Raw genomic sequence first — 22,265 nt, 5'->3', positions numbered from 1 at the left:
CGCCCGACCCCGGAGGTAAGCAGTGGCCACCCCGACCCTGACGACCGAGCACGAGCACACCGGCAGTGGTCACGACGTCGTGCCCCTGATCGTCTCCGCCGACAGCAAGGCGGGCCTGCGGTCGAAGGCCCACCGCCTCGCCCGGTACCTCGCCGAGCACCCCGACACGCCGTTCGAGTCGTTCGCGCGCTCGGTCGCCGCCGAGGACACCGGCCGGGCGCACCGGGCCGTGCTGCTCTCCGGCGGCCGCGACGGCGGCCTGCGCGGTCTGGAGGCCCTCGCGGCCGGCCAGAACCCGCCGGACGTCGTGCGCGGCAGCGCCCGGCGGGCCGAGCGGGTCGTGTTCGTGTTCCCCGGCCAGGGTTCGCAGTGGCCGGGCATGGCCCTGGACCTGCTGGAGTGGTCGCCGGTGTTCGCCGGGGAGATCGCGCGCTGCGACGCCGCGCTCGCCGCCTTCGCCGACTGGTCCATTGTGGACGTCCTGCACGGCCGCCCCGGCGCGCCCACGCTGGACGACGGGGCCGACGTCGTGCAGCCGGTGCTGTTCGCGGTGATGGTGGCGCTGGCCGCCCTCTGGCGTTCGCACGGCGTGGAACCCGCCGCCGTCGTCGGGCACAGCCTCGGCGAGGTCGCCGCGGCCTGCGCGACCGGCGCGCTGTCCCACCAGGACGGCATGCGGGTGGCCGCGCGGTGGAGCCAGGCGCAGGCCACGCTGTCCGGCCGCGGCGACATGATCTCCGTCCCCCTGCCGGTCGCCGACGTCCGGTCGCGGCTGGCGGGCCGGGACGGGCTCGACATCGGTGCCGTGAACGCGCCGTCGTGGGTCGTCGTCTCCGGCGATTCCGGTGCGGTGGAAGGACTCCTGGCCGACCTGACCGCCGAAGGCGTGCGGGCCCGGCGCATCCCGGTCGGGCTGGCCGCGCACTCGCGGCACATCGACGGCATCCGCGACCGGCTGCTGGCCGACCTCGCCCCGCTCGCGCCGTCGTCCACCGCCGTCCCGTTCCACTCGACGGTCACCGAAGGCCCGCTCGACACCTCGGTGCTCGACGCCCGCTACTGGTTCCGGAACCTGCGCAACCCGGTCCGCTTCGACGAGGCCACCCGCGGGCTCGTCGCGCAGGGGCTCGGCGTCTTCGCCGAAATCAGCCCGCACCCGGTGCTCACGGTCGCGGTGCAGGACACGATCGACACGCTCGACGGCCGCGCGGTGGTGCTCGGCTCGATCCGCCGTCGTGAGGACGGCCCGCGCTCGTTCCTCGGCTCGCTGGCCGCGGCCTACGTGTCCGGGGTGGGCGTCGACTGGACCGCGGCCTTCCCCGGCGGTGCCGAGCCGGTGACGCTGCCGGAGTCCGGTTCGGACGCCACGGTCGCCGCCGCCGGCCTGCTGGCCGCCGGGCACCCGCTGCTCGGCGCGGCGGTCGAACTCGCCGAGGACGGCGGCTGGCTGTTCACCGGCCGGCTGTCCGCCGCGCAGCAGCCGTGGCTGGCCGGGCACACCGTGTTCGGCCGGACCGTGCTGCCGTCGGCGGTGCTGGTCGAGCTGATCCTGCACGCGGCGTCCGAACTGGGCTGCGCCCGGATCGAAGAGCTCACCCAGCACCTGCCGGTCGTCTTCGCCGAAGAGGCGCTGTGCCTGCAGGTGCGGATCGGCCCGGTCGACGACGCCGGGGCGCGCCGGATCGGCGTGTTCGCCCGGCCCGACTCGGTCGGCGCCGCCCAGGGCGGCCCGTGGACGCGGCACGCGACCGGGATCATGGCCGAGACCGCGGGCGCGGCGGCCGGCGCCGAGCCGCCCGTCGAATGGCCGCCGCCGGGTGCCGCCGCCGAGGACACCCAGACCGCGCGGGACCGCCTGCGGGCGCACGGCATCGAGCTCGGCCCGGAGTTCGGCGGGCTCACCGGCGCCTGGTCGCTCGACGGCGAGCTGTTCGCCGAAGTCGCGCTGCCGGTGCAGGCCGGGGGCGGCGCTGGCTACGGCATCCACCCCGCGCTGCTCGATTCCGCGCTCCAGGCGGTCGCGTTGTTCCCCGCCGCGGCGGAGTCCGAAGGCTGGCTCGCGTCGTCGTGGAGCGGGCTGGCCCTGCACACGGCCGGGGCGCCGGCGTTGCGGGTCCGGCTGCGGGCCACCGGCCCGGAGTCGGTGTCCGTGGCGGCCACCGACACCGTGGGGCGGCCGGTCTTCTCGGCCGAAAACGTCGTCCTCGGCGCGCTGCCGGGGGAGTACGTCCGCGCCCCGCACACCGAACCGGTCACGCGCAGCGCTCCCGAGGGCGGGTTCGCCGCGCGGCTGGCCTCGCTGCCCGAGCCCGCCCGCGCCGAACTGGTGCTGGACCTGGTCCGCGAGCACACCGCCGAGGTGCTCGGCCGGGAGACGGCCGCCGGGATCGGCGGCGACAGCGCGTTCAGCGAGCTCGGCTTCGAGTCGCTCACGGCGGTGGCGCTGCGCAACCGGCTCGCCGAGGCGACTGGGCTGAAACTGCGCACCACGCTGGTCTTCGACTACCCGACTCCGGACGCGCTGGCGGGGCACCTGCTCGACGCGCTTCGACCGTCCACCGAGGACTCCGACGTCCTCGCCGGCCTCGACCGGCTGGAGCAGGCGCTGTTCGCCGACGCGGGCGGGCCGCCGCTGCACGGCCGGGTCAAGGTCCGGCTGCGCGACCTGCTGTTCCGGCTCGACGGCGCGGACGACGCGGGCGGCCCCGAAGCCGGGGACGCGCCGCTCGACGCCGCGTCGGACGACGAAATCTTCGCACTGCTCGATCGAGAGCTCGACCTGTCCTGAGACGGGGTCGGGCCGGCGCCGCCACCCCGGCGGCGCGGACAAGGCACGGAGTTGACGGCACATGTCGAACGAGGACAAGCTTCGCGACTACCTGAAGCTGGCCACCGCGGACCTGCGCCAGGCCAAGCAGCGGTTGCGGGACTTCGAGGCGCGGGAAACCGAGCCGATCGCGATCGTCGGCATGGGCTGCCGCTTCCCGGGCGGGATCGAGACGCCGGAAGCGTTGTGGCGGCTGGTGACCGACGGCGAGGACGTCGTCGGCGAGCTGCCCGACGGCCGGGACTGGGACCTCGCGTCGCTGTACGACCCGGACCCGTCGCGGCCGGGTACGTTCTCCATGCGCGGCGGTGCGTTCCTGCACGACGCCGACCGGTTCGACGCGGGCTTCTTCGGCATCTCCCCGCGTGAGGCGCTGGCGATGGACCCGCAGCAGCGGCTGCTGCTGGAGACGTCGTGGGAAGCCCTCGAGCGCGGCGGCATCGACCCGCGGACGCTGAAGTCGAGCCGCACCGGCGTGTTCGTCGGCGCCATGCAGCAGAACTACGTGCCGAGCTCGCACAAGGTGCCCGAGTCGGTCGAGGGGCACCTGCTCACCGGCACGATCACCAGCGTCGCCTCCGGCCGGATCGCCTACGTCCTCGGGCTGGAGGGCCCCGCGGTCACCGTCGACACCGCGTGCTCGTCGTCGCTGGTCGCGCTGCACTGGGCGGTGCAGGCGCTGCGCCGCGACGAGTGTTCGCTGGCGCTGGCCGGCGGCGTGACCGTGATGGCGACGCCGGGCATCCTCATCGAGCTCAGCCGGCAGCGGGCCCTCTCCCCGGACGGCCGGTGCAAGCCGTTCTCCGCCGACGCCGACGGGTTCGGCGCCGCCGAGGGCGCCGGGATGCTGGTGCTGGAACGGCTTTCCGACGCGCAGCGCAACGGGCACCCGGTGCTCGCGGTCGTGCGCGGCTCGGCGGTCAACTCCGACGGCGCGTCGAACGGGCTGAGCGCGCCGAACGGGCCGTCGCAGGAACGGGTCATCCTCGACGCGCTCGCCAACGCCCGGGTGGCGGCGAGCCAGGTCGACCTGATGGAGGCCCACGGCACCGGGACACCGCTGGGCGACCCGATCGAAGCGCAGGCGCTGCTGGAGACCTACGGGCGCGGCCGGTCGCCGGAGCAGCCGCTCTGGCTGGGTTCGGTGAAGTCGAACATCGGGCACACGCAGGCCGCGGCGGGCGTCGCCGGCGTCATGAAGGCCGTGCTGGCGCTGCAGCACTCGACGTTGCCGAAGTCGCGGCACGCCGAGCGCCCGACGTCCGAAGTGGACTGGTCCGACGGCACGCTGCGGCTGCTGGCCGAAGACGTCGAATGGCCCGAGCGCGACCACCCGCGTCGCGCGGCGGTGTCGTCGTTCGGCATCAGCGGGACCAACGCGCACGCGATCCTCGAAGCCGCCCCAGAGCGCCCCAATGTGGCGTTGGGTGCGCTGGACGCACCGAACGCCACATTGGGGCGCATGGGGGCCGGGGCGGTCGTGCCGTGGGTCGTCTCCGGTCGGACCGCGGAAGCGCTCCGGGCGCAGGCCGCGGCGCTGATGCCGGCGGTGGACGGCCTCGGGCCGGCCGAGGTCGGGTGCTCCCTGGCCCTCACCCGGGCCCGGTTCGAGCACCGGGCCGTCGTGGTCGGGCACGACCGGGGCGAACTCCTCCGCGGGCTCGCCGCGGTCGCCGCCGGCGCACCGGACGACTCCGTGGTGACCGGCGTGGCCGCGAAGCCCGGCAAGGTCGCTCTGGTGTTCCCGGGGCAGGGCTCGCAGTGGGCCGGGATGGCGCTGGACCTGGCGGAGTCGGCGCCGGTGTTCGCGGCCCGGCTCGACGAATGCGCGGCGGCTCTGGAGTCCTTCGTGGACTGGTCGCTGCGTGATGTTCTCGCGGACGCCGACGCGTTGGCGCGGGTCGACGTCGTGCAGCCCGCGTTGTGGGCCGTGATGGTGTCGCTGGCCGAGCTGTGGCGTTCGCACGGCGTCGTCCCGGACGCGGTCGTGGGTCACTCGCAGGGTGAGATCGCGGCCGCCGTGGTGTCGGGTGCGCTGTCCCTCGAGGACGGTGCTCGCGTGGTCGCGTTGCGCAGCAAGGCGATCCTGGCGCTGGCCGGGCGCGGGGGCATGGTTTCGGTGGCCGCCTCGCGGGAGACCGTCGAGGCGCTCCTGACCGAGGGACTTTCGATCGCGGCGGTGAACGGCCCGGCCGCGGTGGTGGTCTCGGGCGAACCCCGGGCTCTGGACGCGCTGATCGCGGCCTGCGAGGCCGGCGGCGTCCGCGCCAAGCGGATCCCGGTGGACTACGCGTCGCACTCCGCGCAGGTCGAAGAGATCCGCGACGAGCTCCTGAGCGTGCTCGCCCCGATCGCGCCGCGGACCGCCGGAACCGGCTTCTTCTCCACCGTCACCGGCGACTGGGCCGACGGCGCCGAGCTGGACGCGACGTACTGGTACACCAACCTCCGCGGCACCGTGCTGCTCGACGACGCCGTCCGCGCGCTGACCGAGCGCGGCTTCGGCACGTTCGTCGAGGCGTCGCCGCACCCGGTCCTGACGATGGCCATCGGCGAGACCGCGACCGCGCTGGGCACCCTGCGCCGCGGCGACGGCGGGCTCGCCCGGTTCCAGCTGGCGCTCGGCGAAGCGCACTGCGCCGGCGTCGAGGTCGACTGGACCCCGGCGTTCCCCGGCGCGGGCCGCGTCGCCCTGCCCACCTACGCGTTCCAGCGCGAAAGCTTCTGGCTGCACACCGAGGACGGCCACGGCGGCCGGGTCGCGCCCGCCGACGCACGGTTCTGGGACGTCGTCGACCGCGACGACCCGGCGGACCTCGCGGGCACCCTCGGCGTCTCCGTCGACACCCCGCTCGACGAGGTCCTCCCGGCCCTGGCGAAGTGGCGGCGGCGCCGCACCACGGAATCCACCGTGGACTCCTGGCGGTACGGGATCACCTGGAAGCCCGCCGACCTGCCCGCCGCCGCGCCGTCCGGGCGCTGGCTGGTCGTGCGCGGCGAAGACGGCTCCGGCCAGGACGTCGTCGACGCGCTGGCCCGCACCGCCGACGTCGAGACCCTCGTGCTCACCGACACCGACCGGGCCGCGCTGGCCGAGCGCTTCGCCGGGCCGTACGACGGCGTCGTCTCGCTGCTCGCGAGTGACGAACGGCCGCACCCGGAGTTCCCCGAGAGCCCGGCCGGGTTGATCCTCACGCTCGTCCTCGCCCAGGCCCTCGGTGACGCCGGGATCGGCGCGCCGCTGTGGGTGCTGACCCGCGGCGCGGTCCGCACCGGCCCCGCCGACGAGCTGCCGGGCATCGAGCAGTCGCTGCTCTGGGGCCTCGGGCGCGTGCTCGCGCTGGAGCACGCCGACCGCTGGGGCGGTCTCGTCGACCTCACCGCCGGTCCGTCCGCCGCCGAACTGGACCAGCTGGGCCGGATCCTCGCCGCGCGCGGTGCCGAAGACCAGCTCGCCGTGCGGCCCGGCGGCGTCCGGGTCCGGCGGCTGCACCCCGCGGGCAAGGGCGAGCAGGCCCGGCCGGCGCGGTGGCGGCCCGAAGGCACGATCCTCGTCACCGGCGGCACCGGGGCGCTCGGCACGCACGTCGCCCGCTGGCTCGCCGGGGAAGGCGCGTCGCACCTGGTGCTGACCGGCCGCCGCGGCCCGGACGCGCCCGGCGCCACCGAACTGGCCGCCGAGCTGGAAGCGCTCGGCACCCGCGTCACGCTCGCCCGCTGCGACGTCGCCGACCGCGCCGCCCTCACCGCGCTGCTGGCGGACCTCGGCGAACCGGTCCGCGCGGTCTTCCACGCCGCGGGCACGGTCGAGCTCCTGCCGGTGACCGAGACGACCCTGCCCGGGTTCGCCGAGGTCGTCCGGGCGAAGGTCGCCGGCGCCCGTCACCTGGACGAGCTGCTCGGCGACGACCTCGACGCGTTCGTCCTGTTCTCCTCGATCGCCGGCGTCTGGGGCAGCGGCGACCACGCCGGCTACTCGGCGGCCAACAACTTCCTCGACACCCTCGCCGAGCGGCGCCGGGCCCGGGGCGCGACCGCGACGTCGATCGCCTGGGGCGTCTGGGCCCCGACCGAGATCGAGGGCCGGGGCGGGATGTCCGAAGGCGTCGACACCGGGCAGCTCGCCCGGCGCGGCCTGCCGCTGATGGACCCGGCCACGGCCGTCGCCGCGCTGCACGAAACCCTCGGCCACGACGAGACCTTCGCGGTGCTCGCCGACGTCGACTGGGCGCGGTTCCTGCCGGTGTTCACCGCCGGGCGGGCCCGGCCGCTGTTCGACGACCTGCCGCAGGTCAAGCGGCTGAAGGAAACCGCGAAGGCGCCCGCCGCGGAGGCGCCGGCGCTGGCGGCGCAGCTCGCCGGGCTGTCCGGCGACGAAGCCGACCGGCAGCTCCTCGAACTGGTCCGCGCCCAGGCCGCCGCGGTGCTCGGGCACGCGAACGGCGCCGCCGTCGAGCCGGACCGGCCGTTCACCGACCTCGGCTTCGACTCGCTGACCGCGCTGGACGTCCGCAACCGGATCGCCGCCGCGACCGGCCTGCGGCTGCCCGCGACGCTGGTCTTCGACCACCCGACACCGCAGCGGCTCGCCGCGCACCTGCGGGACCAGGTGCTCGGCACGCGCACCGAAGCGGTCGCGTCGACCCGGGTCGCGAACGCCGACGACCCGATCGCGATCATCGGCATGGGCTGCCGGTACCCGGGCGGCGTGCGGTCCGCCGACGACCTGTGGACCCTCGTCGCCGAAGGCCGCGACGCCATCTCCGGGTTCCCCACCGACCGCGGCTGGGACCTGGCGAAGCTGTTCGGCGGCGACGCCGACGAGCAGGGCACCTCGACCGTCCGCCACGGCGGCTTCCTGCACGACGTCGCCGACTTCGACGCCGGCTTCTTCGGCATCTCGCCGCGTGAGGCGCTGGCGATGGACCCGCAGCAGCGGCTGCTGCTGGAGATCTCGTGGGAGGCGATCGAGCACGCCGGGATCGACCCGGCCACGCTGCGCGGCGAGTCCGCGGGTGTCTTCGTCGGCGCGAACTACCAGGACTACCACGCCCGGATGCGCGACATCCCGGACGGCCTCGAAGGGCACCTGCTCACCGGCAGCGTGTCGAGCGTGCTGTCCGGCCGGGTCGCCTACACCCTCGGCCTGGAAGGCCCGGCGCTCACGATCGACGCGGCCTGCTCGTCGTCGCTGGTGGCGCTGCACCTCGCGGCGCAGGCCCTGCGCCGCGGTGAATGCTCGCTCGCCCTCGCGGGCGGGGTCGCGGTGATGGTGACGCCGGCGTCGCTGACCGCGTTCAGCCGCCAGCGCGGCCTGGCCGCGGACGGGCGCTGCAAGGCGTTCGGCGCCGGTGCCGACGGCATGGGCATGGCCGAAGGCGCGGGCATCGTGCTGGTCGAGCGGCTGTCCGACGCGCGGCGCCTCGGGCACCCGGTGCTCGCCGTGCTGAAGGGCAGCGCGCTGAACCAGGACGGCGCTTCGAACGGCCTCAGCGCCCCCAGCGGACCGGCCCAGCAGCGCGTGATCCGCGCGGCACTGGCCGACGCCGGTCTGTCCACTTCGGACATCGACCTCGTGGAGGCGCACGGCACCGGCACGGCGCTGGGCGACCCGATCGAGGCGCAGGCGCTGCTGGCCACCTACGGGCAGGACCGCGAGGAGCCGCTGTGGCTCGGCTCGCTCAAGTCGAACATCGGCCACGCCCAGGCCGCCGCCGGGGTCGCCGGGGTGATCAAGACCGTGCAGGCGCTGCGGCACGGGCTGATGCCGCGGACGCTGCACGCGGAAACGCCGTCGTCCCACGTGGACTGGGACAGCGGCGCGGTGCGCCTGCTCGGCGAACCGCGCCCGTGGGAGCGGCCACGGCCGCGCCGGGCCGCGATCTCGTCGTTCGGCATCTCCGGCACCAACGCCCACGTGCTCCTCGAGCAGGGCGACGTCGCCGACGTCGAGCCGACGCCCGAGCCGCCGGTGGTGCCGTGGGTGCTGTCGGCCAAGTCGCCCGAGGCACTGCAGGCGCAAGCGCTTGCGCTGCAGGGGCGAGCGGGTGAGCACAACGTCGCCGACCTCGCCTTCTCGCTGGCCACTTCCCGGACCGCCTTCCCGCACCGCGCGGTGGTCACCGGAGACCGGGACGCGCTGCTGACCGGTCTTTCCGCGTTGGCGGAGGGGATTCCGGCGCCGAACGTGGTCACCGGGACCGCCGGCACGGGCCGGACCGCGCTCGTGTTCCCCGGGCAGGGTTCGCAGTGGGCGGGCATGGCGCTGGAGCTGGCCGGGTCGTCGCCGGTGTTCGGGGCGCGGCTCGACGAGTGCGCCGCCGCGTTGTCATCCTTTGTGGACTGGTCGCTGCGGGACGTGCTGGCCGACGCTTCGGAGCTGGCGCGGGTCGACGTCGTGCAGCCCGCGTTGTGGGCCGTGATGGTGTCGCTGGCCGAGCTGTGGCGGTCCTTCGGGGTCGTGCCGGACGCGGTCGTGGGGCACTCGCAGGGGGAAATCGCCGCCGCGGTCGTCTCCGGCGCACTGTCCCTCGAGGACGGTGCCCGGGTGGTCGCGTTGCGCAGCAAGGCGATCCTGGCGCTCGCCGGCGGCGGTGGCATGGTTTCCGTCGCCGCGCCACTGGCCGCGGTCGAAGCGCGGCTGACCGGCGGGCTGTCGATCGCCGCGGTGAACGGCCCGGCCGCCGTCGTCGTCTCGGGTACGCCCGGCGCACTGGACGCGCTGATCACCGCGTGCGAGGCGGACGGCGTGCGGGCCAAGCGGATCCCCGTCGACTACGCCTCCCACTCGGCGCAGGTCGAGCAGCTGCGCGGGGAACTCCTCGGTGTGCTGGCCCCGATCCGGCCGCGGACCGGCGACATCGCGTTCTTCTCGACCGTCACCGGCGCCTGGATCGACGGCGCCGAGCTGGACGCCGAGTACTGGTACACCAACCTCCGCGAGACCGTCCGGCTCGACGTCGCCGTCGCCACGCTGGCCGCGGAAGGGTTCGGCACGTTCGTCGAGTCCTCGCCGCACCCGGTGCTGACGATGGCGATCGGCGAGGCCGACGGCGTCGAGGCGCTCGGTTCGCTGCGCCGCGACGACGGCGGGTACGAGCGGTTCCTGCGCTCGCTCGGCGAGGCGCACGTGCGCGGGGTCGTCGTGGACTGGACGCCCGCGTTCCCCGGCGCCCACCGCGTCGACCTGCCCACCTACGCCTTCCAGCGCCGCCGCTACTGGCTGGACGCGGGGGTCGCGCCGCAGTCGGCCGCCGACCCGGTGGACGCCGCTTTCTGGGCCGCCGTCGACGGCCTCGACCTCGACGCGGTCGCCGGCACCCTCGACGTCACGCCCGGGAGCACACTGGCCGAGGTGCTGCCCGCGCTGACCCGCTGGCGCGACCGGACCCGCGCCGCGTCCGAAGTGGACTCGTGGCGCTACCGCGTCGAGTGGAAGCCCGTCGGCACGCCGGCCACGCCGGAGCTGTCCGGGCGCTGGCTGGTCGTCGTCCCGGCCGGGCACGAAGACTGCGGTGTCCCGGCGGCTTTGGCGGCCCACGGCGCCGAGCCGGTCGTCGTCCCGGAGTTCACCGGCGGGGAGGGGTACGCCGGGGTCGTGTCGCTGCTCGCGCTCGACGAAACCCCGGCGCCGGAGGCGGACTTCCTGCCCGCCGGCGCCACCGCGAACCTCGCGCTGGCCCAGGCCATGGCCGACGGCGAGACGCCGTTGTGGCTGCTGACCCGCGGCGGGATCGATCTCCGTCCCGCGCAGGCCATGACGTGGGGCCTGGGCCGGGTGATCGGGCTCGAACTGCCCGGGATCTGGGGCGGGCTGCTCGACCTGCCCGCGGAGCCGGACGCCGCGACCGCGGGTCTGCTCGCCGCCGCGCTGTCCGGTGTGGACGATGAAGACCAGGTCGCGATCCGGCCGTCGGGGCTGCTGGCCCGGCGCCTGGTCCGCGCCCCCTTCACCCCGCCGGCCGAGCGCTGGAAGCCGCGCGGCACGGTCCTGATCACCGGCGGCACCGGGGCGCTGGGCGCGCACGTGGCCCGCCGCCTCGCCACCGACGGCGCCGAGCACCTCGTGCTCACCAGCCGCCGCGGCCCGGACGCGCCCGGCGCGGCCGACCTCGAAGCCGAGCTGACCGCGCTCGGGACGCGGGTCACGATCGCCGCGTGCGACGTCGCCGACCGCGACTCGCTCGCCGCGCTGCTGGCCGGTCTCGGCGAGCCGGTGCGCGCGGTCGTGCACGCCGCCGGGCTGCCGCAGGCGACCCCGGTGCGGGAGACCACCGCGGCCGAGTTCGCCGACGTCATCGGCGGTAAGGTCGCGGGCGCCCGGAACCTGGACGAGCTGCTCGGCGACGACGTCGACGCCTTCGTGCTCTTCTCCTCGAACGCCGGTGTCTGGGGCTCCGGCGGCCAGGGGGCGTACGGCGCGGGCAACGCCTACCTCGACGCCCTCGCCGAGCAGCGTCGCGCCCGCGGGGCCGCCGCCACCTCGGTCGCCTGGGGTTTCTGGGGCGGCGGGGGCATGGCGGGCGACGTCGAGCTGGAGGACCAGCTGCGCCGCCGCGGGCTCCGCGAAATGGCACCGGAAGCCGCGGTGGAGGCGCTCTGCCAGGCCCTCGACGCGCGTGAGGTGTTCCTGGCCGTCGCCGACGTCGACTGGGCGCGGTTCGCGCCCGGCTTCACGCTGTCGCGGCGGCGGCCGCTGATCGAAGACATCCCCGAGGTCCGGGCGCTGCTCGAAGCCGCCGACGAGCCGGAAACCGAGCGCCCGGCGCTCGCCCGCCGCGTCGCGGAACTCGGTGAGGCCGAGGCCCGCCGGCTGCTGCTGGACCTCGTCCGCGGCGAGGCCGCGTCGGTCCTCGGGCACGACTCGGCGACCGCGGTCCCGGCCGGCCGGGCGTTCCGGGAGCTGGGTTTCGACTCGCTGACCGCGGTCGAGGTCCGCAACCGGATCAACGCGGCGACCGGGCTGACGCTGCCCGCGACACTGGTGTTCGACCACCCGAACCCGGCCGCGCTCGCCGCCGAACTGCACCGGCTGCTGCTGGGCCGCACCGAAACCGCGGTGGTCACCTCGGCCGCCGCCACCGACGAACCGATCGCGATCGTCGCGATGGGCTGCCGCTTCCCCGGCGGCGTGCGCTCGCCGGAAGACCTCTGGCGCCTGGTGACCGACGGCGTCGACGCGCTGACCGCGTTCCCGGCCGACCGCGGCTGGGACCTGAGTTCCTTCGGTGACACGGAGTTCGCCGAGGTCGGCGGGTTCGTGACCGGCGCGGCCGACTTCGACGCGGGCTTCTTCGGCATCTCGCCGCGGGAGGCGCTGGCGATGGACCCGCAGCAGCGCGTGCTGCTGGAAACGGCGTGGGAGGTGTTCGAGCGCGCGGGCGTCGACCCGGCTTCGCTGCGCGGCAGCGCGACCGGCGTGTTCGTCGGGGCCAGCAGCTCCGGCTACGGCTCGAACCTCGAGCAGGGACCGTCCGGTTCGGAGGGGTACCTGCTCACCGGCGAAGCCCCCAGCGTGATGTCCGGACGGCTGTCCTACACCTTCGGGCTGGAAGGCCCCGCCGTCACGGTGGACACCGCGTGCTCGTCGGCGCTGGTCGCGATGCACCTGGCGAGCCAGGCGCTGCGGCAGGGCGAGTGCTCGCTGGCGCTGGCCGGCGGCGTGGCGATCATGGCCAAGCCGATGGCGTTCCTGGAGTTCGCCCGTCAGCGCGGCTTGGCCGCGGACGGCCGCTGCAAGGCCTTCGCCGACGCGGCCGACGGCACCGGCTGGGGCGAAGGCGTCGGCCTGATCCTGCTGGAGCGCCTCTCGGACGCCGAGCGCAACGGCCACCAGGTCCTCGCCGTCGTACGCGGCTCGGCGGTCAACCAGGACGGCGCGTCCAACGGCTTGAGCGCTCCGAACGGTCCTTCGCAGCAACGGGTCATCCGGGCCGCGCTGGCGAACGCCGGACTGTCCACTTCGGACGTCGACGCGGTCGAAGCCCACGGCACGGGTACCCGGCTCGGCGACCCGATCGAGGCGCAGGCCCTCCTGGCCACCTACGGCCAAGACCGCGAGGAGCCGCTGTGGCTCGGCTCGGTCAAGTCCAACCTCGGCCACACGCAGGCCGCGGCCGGGATGGCCGGGGTCATCAAGACGGTCGAAGCCCTGCGGCACGGCGTCTTGCCGCGCACGCTGCACGTCGACACGCCTTCGTCCCAAGTGGACTGGACGGCCGGGTCCGTCGAGCTGCTCACCGAAGCCCGCGGCTGGCCGGAGCGCGACCGTCCGCGCCGCGCCGCCGTCTCGGCGTTCGGCGTCAGCGGCACCAACGTGCACACGATCCTGGAGCAGGCGCCGGCCGCCGAACCGCTACCGGACCCCGAGCCCACCGACGCACTGCTGCCCCAGGTGTTCTCCGCCCACGACGCGGCGGCGCTCGACACCCTGATCAGTGGCCTGCCGGACGCGAACCCGGTCGACCTCGGTTTCTCACTGGCCACCACCCGAGCCCGCCTCGGCCACCGCGCGGTGCGGCTGGGCGACGACATCGTCACCGGCACGGCCGACCCGGACGCCCTGCTGGCGGTGCTGTTCACCGGCCAAGGCGCCCAGCGCGTCGGGATGGGCCAGGAGCTCTACACCCGGTTCCCGGTCTACGCCGCCGCGTTCGACGCCGTCCTCGCCCACTTCACCCCGGCCCTGCGCGACGCCCTCGCCGACGCCGAGCTGCTGAACCGCACCGAGTTCACCCAGCCGGCGCTGTTCGCCGTCGAGGTGGCCCTGTTCCGCCTGGTGGAGTCGTTCGGCGTCCGCCCGGATTTCGTGGCCGGGCACTCGATCGGCGAGATCTCCGCCGCGCACGTCGCCGGGGTGCTGTCCCTGGCGGACGCCTGCCGTCTGGTCTCGGCGCGCGCTTCCCTGATGCAGGCCCTGCCCGCGGGCGGGGCGATGGTCTCGATCGCGGCCCCCGAGTCGGCCATCGTGCTGACCGAGGGCGTCTCGATCGCCGCGGTCAACGGCCCCGAGTCGGTCGTCATCTCCGGCGACGAGGCCGCGGTCCTGGCGATTGCGGCGCAGTTCCCGAAGACCAAGCGCCTCACCGTCAGCCACGCGTTCCACTCGCCGCTGATGGACCCCATGCTCGACGGGTTCCGCGCCGTCGCCGAGTCCCTCACCTACCACCCCGCCGAGATACCAGTGATCTCGAATGTGAGCGGTGCTCTCGCCGAGCCGTTCACGGCGGACTACTGGGTCCGCCACGTCCGCGAGGCCGTCCGGTTCGCCGACGGCATCTCCACGCTGCAAGCCGCAGGCGTCGGTGTGTTCCTGGAGCTGGGCCCGGACGGCGTGCTCAGCGCGATGGTCGACGGAACCGCGATCAGTGCGCTACGACGAGACCGCGCTGAAGAGAGAGCACTGCTCACGGCTTTGAGCACCGCTCACGTTCACGGAGTCGACGTCGACTGGGCCGCGTTCTTCCCCGGCGGCCGCCGCGTCGACCTGCCGACCTACCCGTTCCAGCGCGAGCGCTACTGGCCGCGCGCCGGAGCGGCCCGGGGCGACCTCGGGGCCGTCGGCGTCGGCGCGCTCGAACACCCTCTGCTCGGCGCGGCCGTCGACCTCGCCGGCGACGAAGGCACCGTCCTCAGTGGACGCCTCTCGCTGGAGACGCACCCCTGGCTGGCCGGGCACGCGCTGTCGGGCACCGTGCTCGTCCCCGGCACCGCGCTGCTCGAACTCGTCGTCCAGGCCGGTGACCAGGTCGGCTGCGCCGTCGTCGACGAGCTGACCTTCGCCGCCCCGCTGGTGCTGCCCGCCCGCGGCGCGGTCACCGTCCAGGTGTCGGCCGGCCCGGCCGACACCGCCGGGCGCCGCCCGATCGCGGTGCACTCGCGGAGCGCCGGCGCCGACTGGACCCAGCACGCCACCGGCAGCGTCAGCTCGTCCGCACTTTCACGTGAAAGTGCGGACGAATGGCCGCCGGCGGGGGCCGAAGCGGTCGACATCGCCGGGTTGTACCCCAGGCTGGCCGCGATGGGCTTCGCCTACGGAGAAGCCTTCGGCGGCCTCACCCGCGTCTGGCGGGACGGCACCGACGTCTACGCCGAAGTGACGCTGCCGGAACCGTTCGACGCCGCCGGGTTCGCGGTGCACCCGGCCCTGCTCGACGCCGCGCTGCACCCGCTCGGCCTCGGCATCGTCACGCCCGACGACGGCTCGGCCCGGGTCCCGTTCTCCTTCACCCGGGCCGCCGTGCACGCCGCCGGTGCCACCGAGCTGCGGGTCCGGTTGTCGCCGGCGGGGGAGAACGCCGTCGCGCTCACCGCGTGGGACGCCACCGGCGCCCCGGTGGTGAGCGTCGGCTCGCTGCTGCTGCGCGCGGTCGCCCCCGCCGCGGCCACCGTCCCGGACACGCTCTTCGAGCAGGTCCGGACCGAGGTCACCGCCGAACCCGGGGCCCCGCGCGAGGAACTCGGGTTCGCCCGGGTGCCCGACGGTGACGTGCACGAGACCGCCGGCCGGGTCCTGGAGCGCCTGCAGACCTGGCTCGCCGAAGAGCGGCCGGGCCGGCTCGTCGTCGTCACCCGCGGCGCGGCCGACGGTGACCTCGCCGCGGCCGCGGCGGCCGGGCTGGTGCGGTCCGCGCAGTCGGAACACCCGGGCCGCTTCCTCCTGGTGGACGTCGACGACGACCCGCGGTCCGAAGCACTCCTGTCCACTGTGGACACCTTCGGCGAGCCGCAGCTGGTCCTGCGCGAAGGCACCGCGTCGGCGCCGCGGCTGGTCCGCGCGACCGGCGTGCCGCTGACGCCTGCGAGCGACTCCTGGCAGCTCGTCACCACCGGCGGCGGCACGACCGACAGCCTGGCGCTGACCGGAACGACCGAAGCGCCGCTGGGCGCGGGCGAGGTCCGGATCGAGGTCCGCGCCGCCGGGCTGAACTTCCGCGACGTGCTCATCTCCCTCGGCATGTACCCGGATCCCGGGGCCCGCCTCGGTTCCGAAGCCGCCGGGGTGGTCGTCGAGACCGGCGACGGGGTTCGGAACCTCGCCGTCGGGGACCGCGTGTTCGGCCTGATCGACGACGCCTTCGCGCCGCGAGCCACCGCCGACGCGCGCCGGCTGGCCGCGGTCCCGGCCGGGTGGACGTTTGCCGAGGCGGCGACCGTCCCGGTCGCGTTCGTCACCGCCTACTACGGCCTGTTCGACCTCGGCGGCCTCGAACCCGGCCAGTCCGTGCTCGTGCACGCGGCGGCCGGCGGCGTCGGGATGGCCGCGGTGCAGCTGGCCCGGTGGAAGGGCGCCGAAGTGTTCGCGACGGCGAGTGAAGGCAAGCACGCCGTGCTGCGCTCGTTCGGCCTCGACGACGCCCACCTGGCCAGCTCGCGCACCCTGGACTTCCGCGAGAAGTTCCGCGGCGGCGTCGACGTCGTCCTGAACTCGCTGACCGGCGCGTTCACCGACGCCTCGCTGGCGCTGCTCAAGCCCGGCGGGCAGTTCGTGGAACTGGGCAAGACCGACGTCCGCGAGGGCGCCGGCTACCACACCTTCGACCTCGGCGACCCCGGTGCGGACCGGATCGCCGCCATCCTCGCCGACCTGCTGGCCGCGTTCGGCCGCGGCGAGCTGACGCCGTTGCCGGTGCGCGCCTGGGACCTCGGCCGCGCCGCCGACGCCTTCCGGTTCGTCAGCCAGGCCAAGCACGTCGGCAAGAACGTGCTCACGCTGCCGCGGCCCGAACCGGCAGGCACCGTGCTCGTCACCGGCGGCACCGGCACGCTCGGCGCCGCCGTCGCCCGGCACCTCGCCCGGCGCCCCGGCGTCGAGCGGCTGGTGCTCGTCGGCAGGCGGGGCGCGGCCGCGCCCGGTGCCGCCGGGCTCATCGACGAACTGACCGCGCTCGGCGTCGAGGCGGTCGTGGCCGCCGGCGACGTGGCCGAGCCCGGTTTCGTGGCGGACGTGCTGCGGGCGATCCCCGCCGGGCAGCCGCTGATCGGGGTGGTGCACGCCGCCGGCGTACTGGACGACGGCGTGCTCGAAGCGCAGACACCGGCACGGGTTTCCGCCGTGCTCCGCGCCAAAGTGGACGGTGCGGAGGCGCTCGACAGGCTTACCCGGGACCACGACCTGGCCTGGTTCGTCCTGTTCTCCTCGGTCGCCGGGATCGTCGGCGCGGCCGGGCAAAGCGGGTACGCCGCGGCGAACAGCGCCCTCGACGCGCTGGCCGCCCGGCGGCGTTCCCAGGGCCTGCCCGCGGTTTCCCTCGCCTGGGGCCAGTGGGCGCTCAGCAGCGCGATGACCGGCAAGCTGGGTGCCCGCGACCGCGGCCGCATCGAGCGCGCCGGCATCCGGCCGCTGTCCACAGAGGACGCACTCGCCGCGATGGACGCCGCGATCGGGCTCGGCCGGCCGGTCGCCGTGCCGATGCGCGTGGACCTGGCCGCGCTGCGCACCGCGGACGACCTCGCCCCGCTGTGGCGCGGGCTCGTGCGCACCCCGGTCCGCCGCAGCGCGCGGGCCGCCGTCGCCGACGACGGCTGGGCCGCGCGGCTGGCCGGCCTGGCCCCCGAGGAAGCCACGAGCAAGCTGCTGGACCTCGTCCGCAAGCACGTCGCGGCGGTGCTGGGGCACGCGAGCCCCGACGCCATCGACCCCGCGAAGGCGTTCAAGGACAGCGGGTTCGACTCGCTCACCGCGGTCGAGCTGCGCAACCGGCTCGCCACCGCGACCGGTCGCACGCTGCCCGCGACGCTCGTCTTCGACTACCCGAGCCCCGAGGTGCTGGCCGGGTACCTGCACGGCGAACTGGCCGGCGCGGCACCCGTGGCGGCCCCGGTCGGCCGGGCGCGGAGCCGGGTGGACGACCCGGTCGCGATCGTGGCGATGAGCTGCCGCTTCCCCGGCGACGTCGATTCGGCCGACGCACTGTGGCGGCTGGTCGCCGAGGGCCGCGACGCCATCGGCGGGTTCCCGGCCGACCGCGGCTGGCCGGTCGACGAGCTGTATCACCCGGACCCGGCGCACCCGGGCACGTTCTACGCCTCGGGCGGCGGGTTCCTGCCCGGCGCCGCGCAGTTCGACGCGGCCTTCTTCGGGATCTCGCCGCGTGAGGCGCTCGCGATGGACCCGCAGCAGCGGCTGCTGCTGGAGGTCTCGTGGGAAGCCTTCGAGCGGGCCGGGATCGAGCCGGGCACGTTGCGCGGCAGCAACACTGGCGTGTTCGTCGGCGCCGCGCACTCGGGCTACGCCGCCGGTTCCACGTCCGCCGCGGACGGCGTCGAAGGGCACCTGATGACCGGCAACGCGGGCAGCGTGCTGTCCGGGCGGGTCGCCTACCACCTGGGCCTGGAGGGCTCGGCGGTCACCGTGGACACCGCGTGCTCGTCGTCGCTGGTCGCGCTGCACCTGGCCGGTCAGGCCCTCCGCCAGGGCGAATGCGACCTCGCGCTGGCCGGTGGTGTCGCGATCCTCGGCACGCCGGACATCTTCGTCGAGTTCAGCCGGCAGCGGGGCCTGTCCCCGGACGGCCGGTGCAAGGCCTTCTCGGACTCGGCCGACGGCACCGGCTGGAGCGAAGGCGCCGGCATGGTCGTCCTGGAGCGGCTGTCGGACGCCCGGCGCAACGGCCACGAAGTCCTCGCGATCCTGCGCGGTTCGGCCGTCAACTCCGACGGCGCCTCGAACGGCCTGACCGCGCCGAACGGACCCTCGCAACAGCGCGTGATCCGCGCGGCGCTGGCGAGCGCCGGTCTGTCCACTTCGGACGTCGACGCGGTGGAAGCGCACGGCACCGGCACGACCCTCGGCGACCCGATCGAGGCGCAGGCGGTGCTGGCGACCTACGGCCAGGACCGCGAAGAACCGCTGTGGCTGGGCTCGCTGAAGTCGAACCTCGGGCACACGCAGTCGGCCGCGGGCGTGGCCGGGGTGATCAAGATGGTCATGGCCATGCGCCACGGCGTGCTCCCGAAGACCCTGCACGTCGACGCGCCTTCGTCCCGGGTGGACTGGGACGCCGGCGCGGTCGAGCTGCTCACCGAGCAGCGGGCGTGGCCGGCCACCGGGCACCCGCGCCGGGCCGGGGTCTCGGCGTTCGGCATCTCCGGCACCAACGCCCACGCCATCCTGGAACTGCCCGAAGACCCGGCACCCGCGCCGCTCCCGGCGCCGGAGCCGCCGGTGGTCGCCTGGGCGCTGTCGGCGAAGGGCGAACCGGCGTTGCGGGCCCAGGCCCGCAAGCTGGCGGCGGCGGTCGCCGACGCTTCTCCGGTGGCGGTCGCCGGCGCCCTGCTCGCCCGCACCCGCTTCGACGACCGCGCGGTCGTGCTCGGCGGCAGCCGCGAGGACCTGCTTTCCGGATTGCACGCGCTGGCCGCCGGAGAAGCGGCACCCGGCGTGGTCCGCGGCACGGCGTCGCCCGGCAAGCTCGCCGTGCTGTTCACCGGCCAGGGCGCGCAGCGGGCCGGCATGGGCCGCGAGCTGTACGACCGGTACCCGGTCTTCGCGGCGGCGTTCGACCGGATCTGCGCCGAGTTCACCGTGCCGGTGCGGGACGTCGTCTTCGGCGACGCGCCGGGCCTGGACGAGACCGGCTTCACCCAGCCGGCGCTGTTCGCCGTCGAAGTGGCGCTGTACCGGCTCTTCGAGTCGTGGGGCGTCCGGCCGGCGTTCGTCGCCGGGCACTCGATCGGCGAGCTGGCCGCCGCGCACGTCGCCGGCGTGTTCTCCCTCGAAGACGCGTGCCTGCTCGTCTCGGCCCGTGCCGCGCTGATGCAGGCGCTGCCTAAGGGCGGCGCGATGGTGTCGATCGCCGCGCCGGAGGCCGAGGTGCGGCCGCTGCTGGGCGACCGGGTGTCGATCGCGGCCATCAACGGCCCGGCCTCGGTCGTCGTCTCCGGCGACGAGCCCGAAGTCCTCGCCCTCGCCGCGGAGTTCGCGGGCCGCGGCGTGCGGACCAAGCGGCTCAGCGTCAGCCACGCCTTCCACTCGCCGCACCTCGACCCGATGCTCGACGAGTTCCGCGCGGCGGCTGACAAGGTCACCTACCACCCGGCGGAGATACCGGTGATCTCGAATGTGAGCGGTGCTCTCGCGGAGCCGTTCACCGCGGACTACTGGGTGGAGCACGTGCGGGAAGCCGTCCGGTTCGCCGACGGCATTGCGACGCTCGAAGCCGAAGGTGCCCGCTTCTTCCTGGAGCTGGGCCCGGACGGCGTGCTCAGCTCGATGGCCCGCGACACCGTGACCGGGGACGTCGTGGTCGTGCCGTCGCTGCGGCGCGACCGGCCGGAGGAAGCGGCGGCGCTGACCGCGCTGTCGACGCTGTTCGCGCACGGCGCGGCCGCGGACCTCTCGGCGGTCTTCGGGCCCGCCGGGCGCGTGGCCTTGCCGACCTACGCCTTCCGGCACGAGCACTTCTGGCTCGAGCCGGCCGCCCCCGCACCCGCGGCGGACTCCGCGTTCTGGTCGGCGGTCGAACGCGCGGACATCGGCGAGCTGGCCGGCGCGCTGGCGATCGACGAGGACCAGCGCGAGTCGTTGACCGCGCTGCTGCCCGCGTTGTCGACTTGGCGACGCCAGCGCGACGAAGAGTCCGTTGTGGACTCGTGGCGCTACCGGGTCACCTGGGAACCGGCCCGGGAAACCGGTGCGGCGCCGCGGGGCACCTGGCTGCTGGCCGTCCCGGCCGCGGAAACCGCGCTCGGCGACCGGATCGCCGCGGCGCTCACCGCGCACGGCGTCGCGGTCACCCGGCTCGACGACCCCACCGAAGCCGATCTGGCCGAAGTGGAAGCCGACGCCGTCCTGTCCCTGCTGGCGCTTACGCCGGGAACCGACGTCGTCCCGGCGGGGGTGGCGGCGACCCTCGCCCTCCTCCGCGCGGTCAACGACATTCCGGTGTGGACACTCACTCGCGATGCCGTCGCGACCGGGCCCGCCGACGCGGCCCCCGACGCCGTCCAGGCCCAGGTCTGGGGCCTCGGCCGCAGCGCCGCCCTCGACCGCCCGGCCGCCTGGGGCGGCTTGGTCGACCTGCCCGCCGAATTCGACGACCGGACCGGGGAACTGCTCGTCCAGGCACTGGCCGACCCGGCCGAAGACCAGGTCGCGCTGCGGGAAGGGCGGCTCGTCCGGCGGCTCGTCCCGGTCACCGGCGCCCCCGCCGGACGGCCGTGGCAGCCGCGCGGCACGGTGCTCGTCACCGGCGGCACGGGCGCGCTCGGCGCCCACGTCGCCCGCTGGCTCGCGACCGCCGGCGCGGACCGGATCGTCCTCACCAGCCGCCGCGGCAGGCGGGCGCCGGGCGCGGAAGACCTCCTCGCCGAGCTGACCGCGCTGGGTGCCGAGGCGACGATCGCGGCGTGCGACGTCGCCGACCGCGCCGCGCTCGCCGAAGTGCTCGACGGCATCCGCGCCGACCTCACCGCCGTCGTCCACGCGGCCGGCACCGGGGGAGCGACCCCGCTGGAAGACGCGGACCTCGGGCCCTTCGCGGGCATCCTGACCGCCAAGGTCGCCGGCGCCGAGAACCTCGACGCCCTGCTCGGCGACGCCGAACTGGACGCCTTCGTGCTGTTCTCGTCGATCGCGGGGGTCTGGGGCAGCGGCGGCCAGTCCGCCTACGGCGCTGCCAACGCCCACCTCGACGCGCTCGCCCGCCGCCGCCGGGCCGCGGGCCGGACCGCGACCGCGCTCGCCTGGGGCCCGTGGGCCGACGGCGGCATGGCGGCCGACCACGACGCCGAGGACTACCTGCGGCGCCGGGGCCTGCGGACCCTGCGGCCCGCCCTCGCGGTCCGCGCGCTCGCCGGCGCGGTCGGGCGGGACGAGACCGCGCTGACCCTGGCCGACGTCGACTGGGACCGGTTCGTGCCCGCGTTCACCTCAGCCCGGCCGAGCGCCCTGCTGCTCGGGGTGCCGGACGCGCGGCGAGCAGTGGAAACCGAGCCGGTGGCCGACGGAGCCCTGCAGGACGAACTGGCCGAGCTGGACCCGGCGGAGGCCGAGCGGACGCTGCTGACCCTGGTCCGCACCGAAGCGGCGGTCGCGCTGGGGCACCGCGGTGCCGACGCCGTCCCGGCGGCCCGGCCGTTCACCGAGCTGGGCTTCGACTCCCTGACCTCGGTGGAGTTCCGCAACCGCCTCGCGGCGGCGGCCGGTGTGGCGCTGCCCGCGACGGTCGTCTTCGACCACCCGACGCCGGCCGCGCTGGCCGCGCACCTCCTCGAAGTCCTGCGGCCCGGCGCCGCGACCGACCCCGAAGAAGCCCGGATCCGGGCGGCGCTGGCCACCGTGCCGCTGGCCAAGTTCCGCGACGCCGGCCTGATGTCGGCGCTGCTGGAGCTGGCCGGGCTCGAAGACGCCACCGACGCCGGCGACGACCTGGACGACTTGGACGCCGAAGCGCTGGTGCGGCTGGCGCTGGACGGTACCGATTCCCGATGACCCACC

The 22,265-nt window shown here is 75.4% G+C and carries 2 protein-coding genes; both read left to right on the top strand.

Features of this window, described 5'->3' with window-relative positions:
• Positions 1 to 22 precede the first annotated feature (22 nt).
• The gene (locus AB5J73_RS46880) at positions 23 to 2,788 is read left to right on the top strand and encodes an acyltransferase domain-containing protein (RefSeq protein WP_370966491.1); all 2,766 of its coding nucleotides are present in this window, start codon (positions 23 to 25) and stop codon (positions 2,786 to 2,788) included.
• A gap of 61 nt (positions 2,789 to 2,849) precedes the next feature.
• Positions 2,850 to 22,259 carry a type I polyketide synthase gene (locus AB5J73_RS46875; protein WP_370966489.1) on the top strand — a complete coding sequence of 6,470 codons (19,410 nt, stop codon included), beginning with the start codon at positions 2,850 to 2,852 and terminating at the stop codon, positions 22,257 to 22,259.
• Positions 22,260 to 22,265: the final 6 nt, after the last annotated feature.

The sequence above is a fragment of the Amycolatopsis sp. cg9 genome (genome assembly GCF_041346945.1).
GTDB lineage: Bacteria > Actinomycetota > Actinomycetes > Mycobacteriales > Pseudonocardiaceae > Amycolatopsis.
This window is presented reverse-complemented; position numbering and strand designations above follow the sequence as displayed.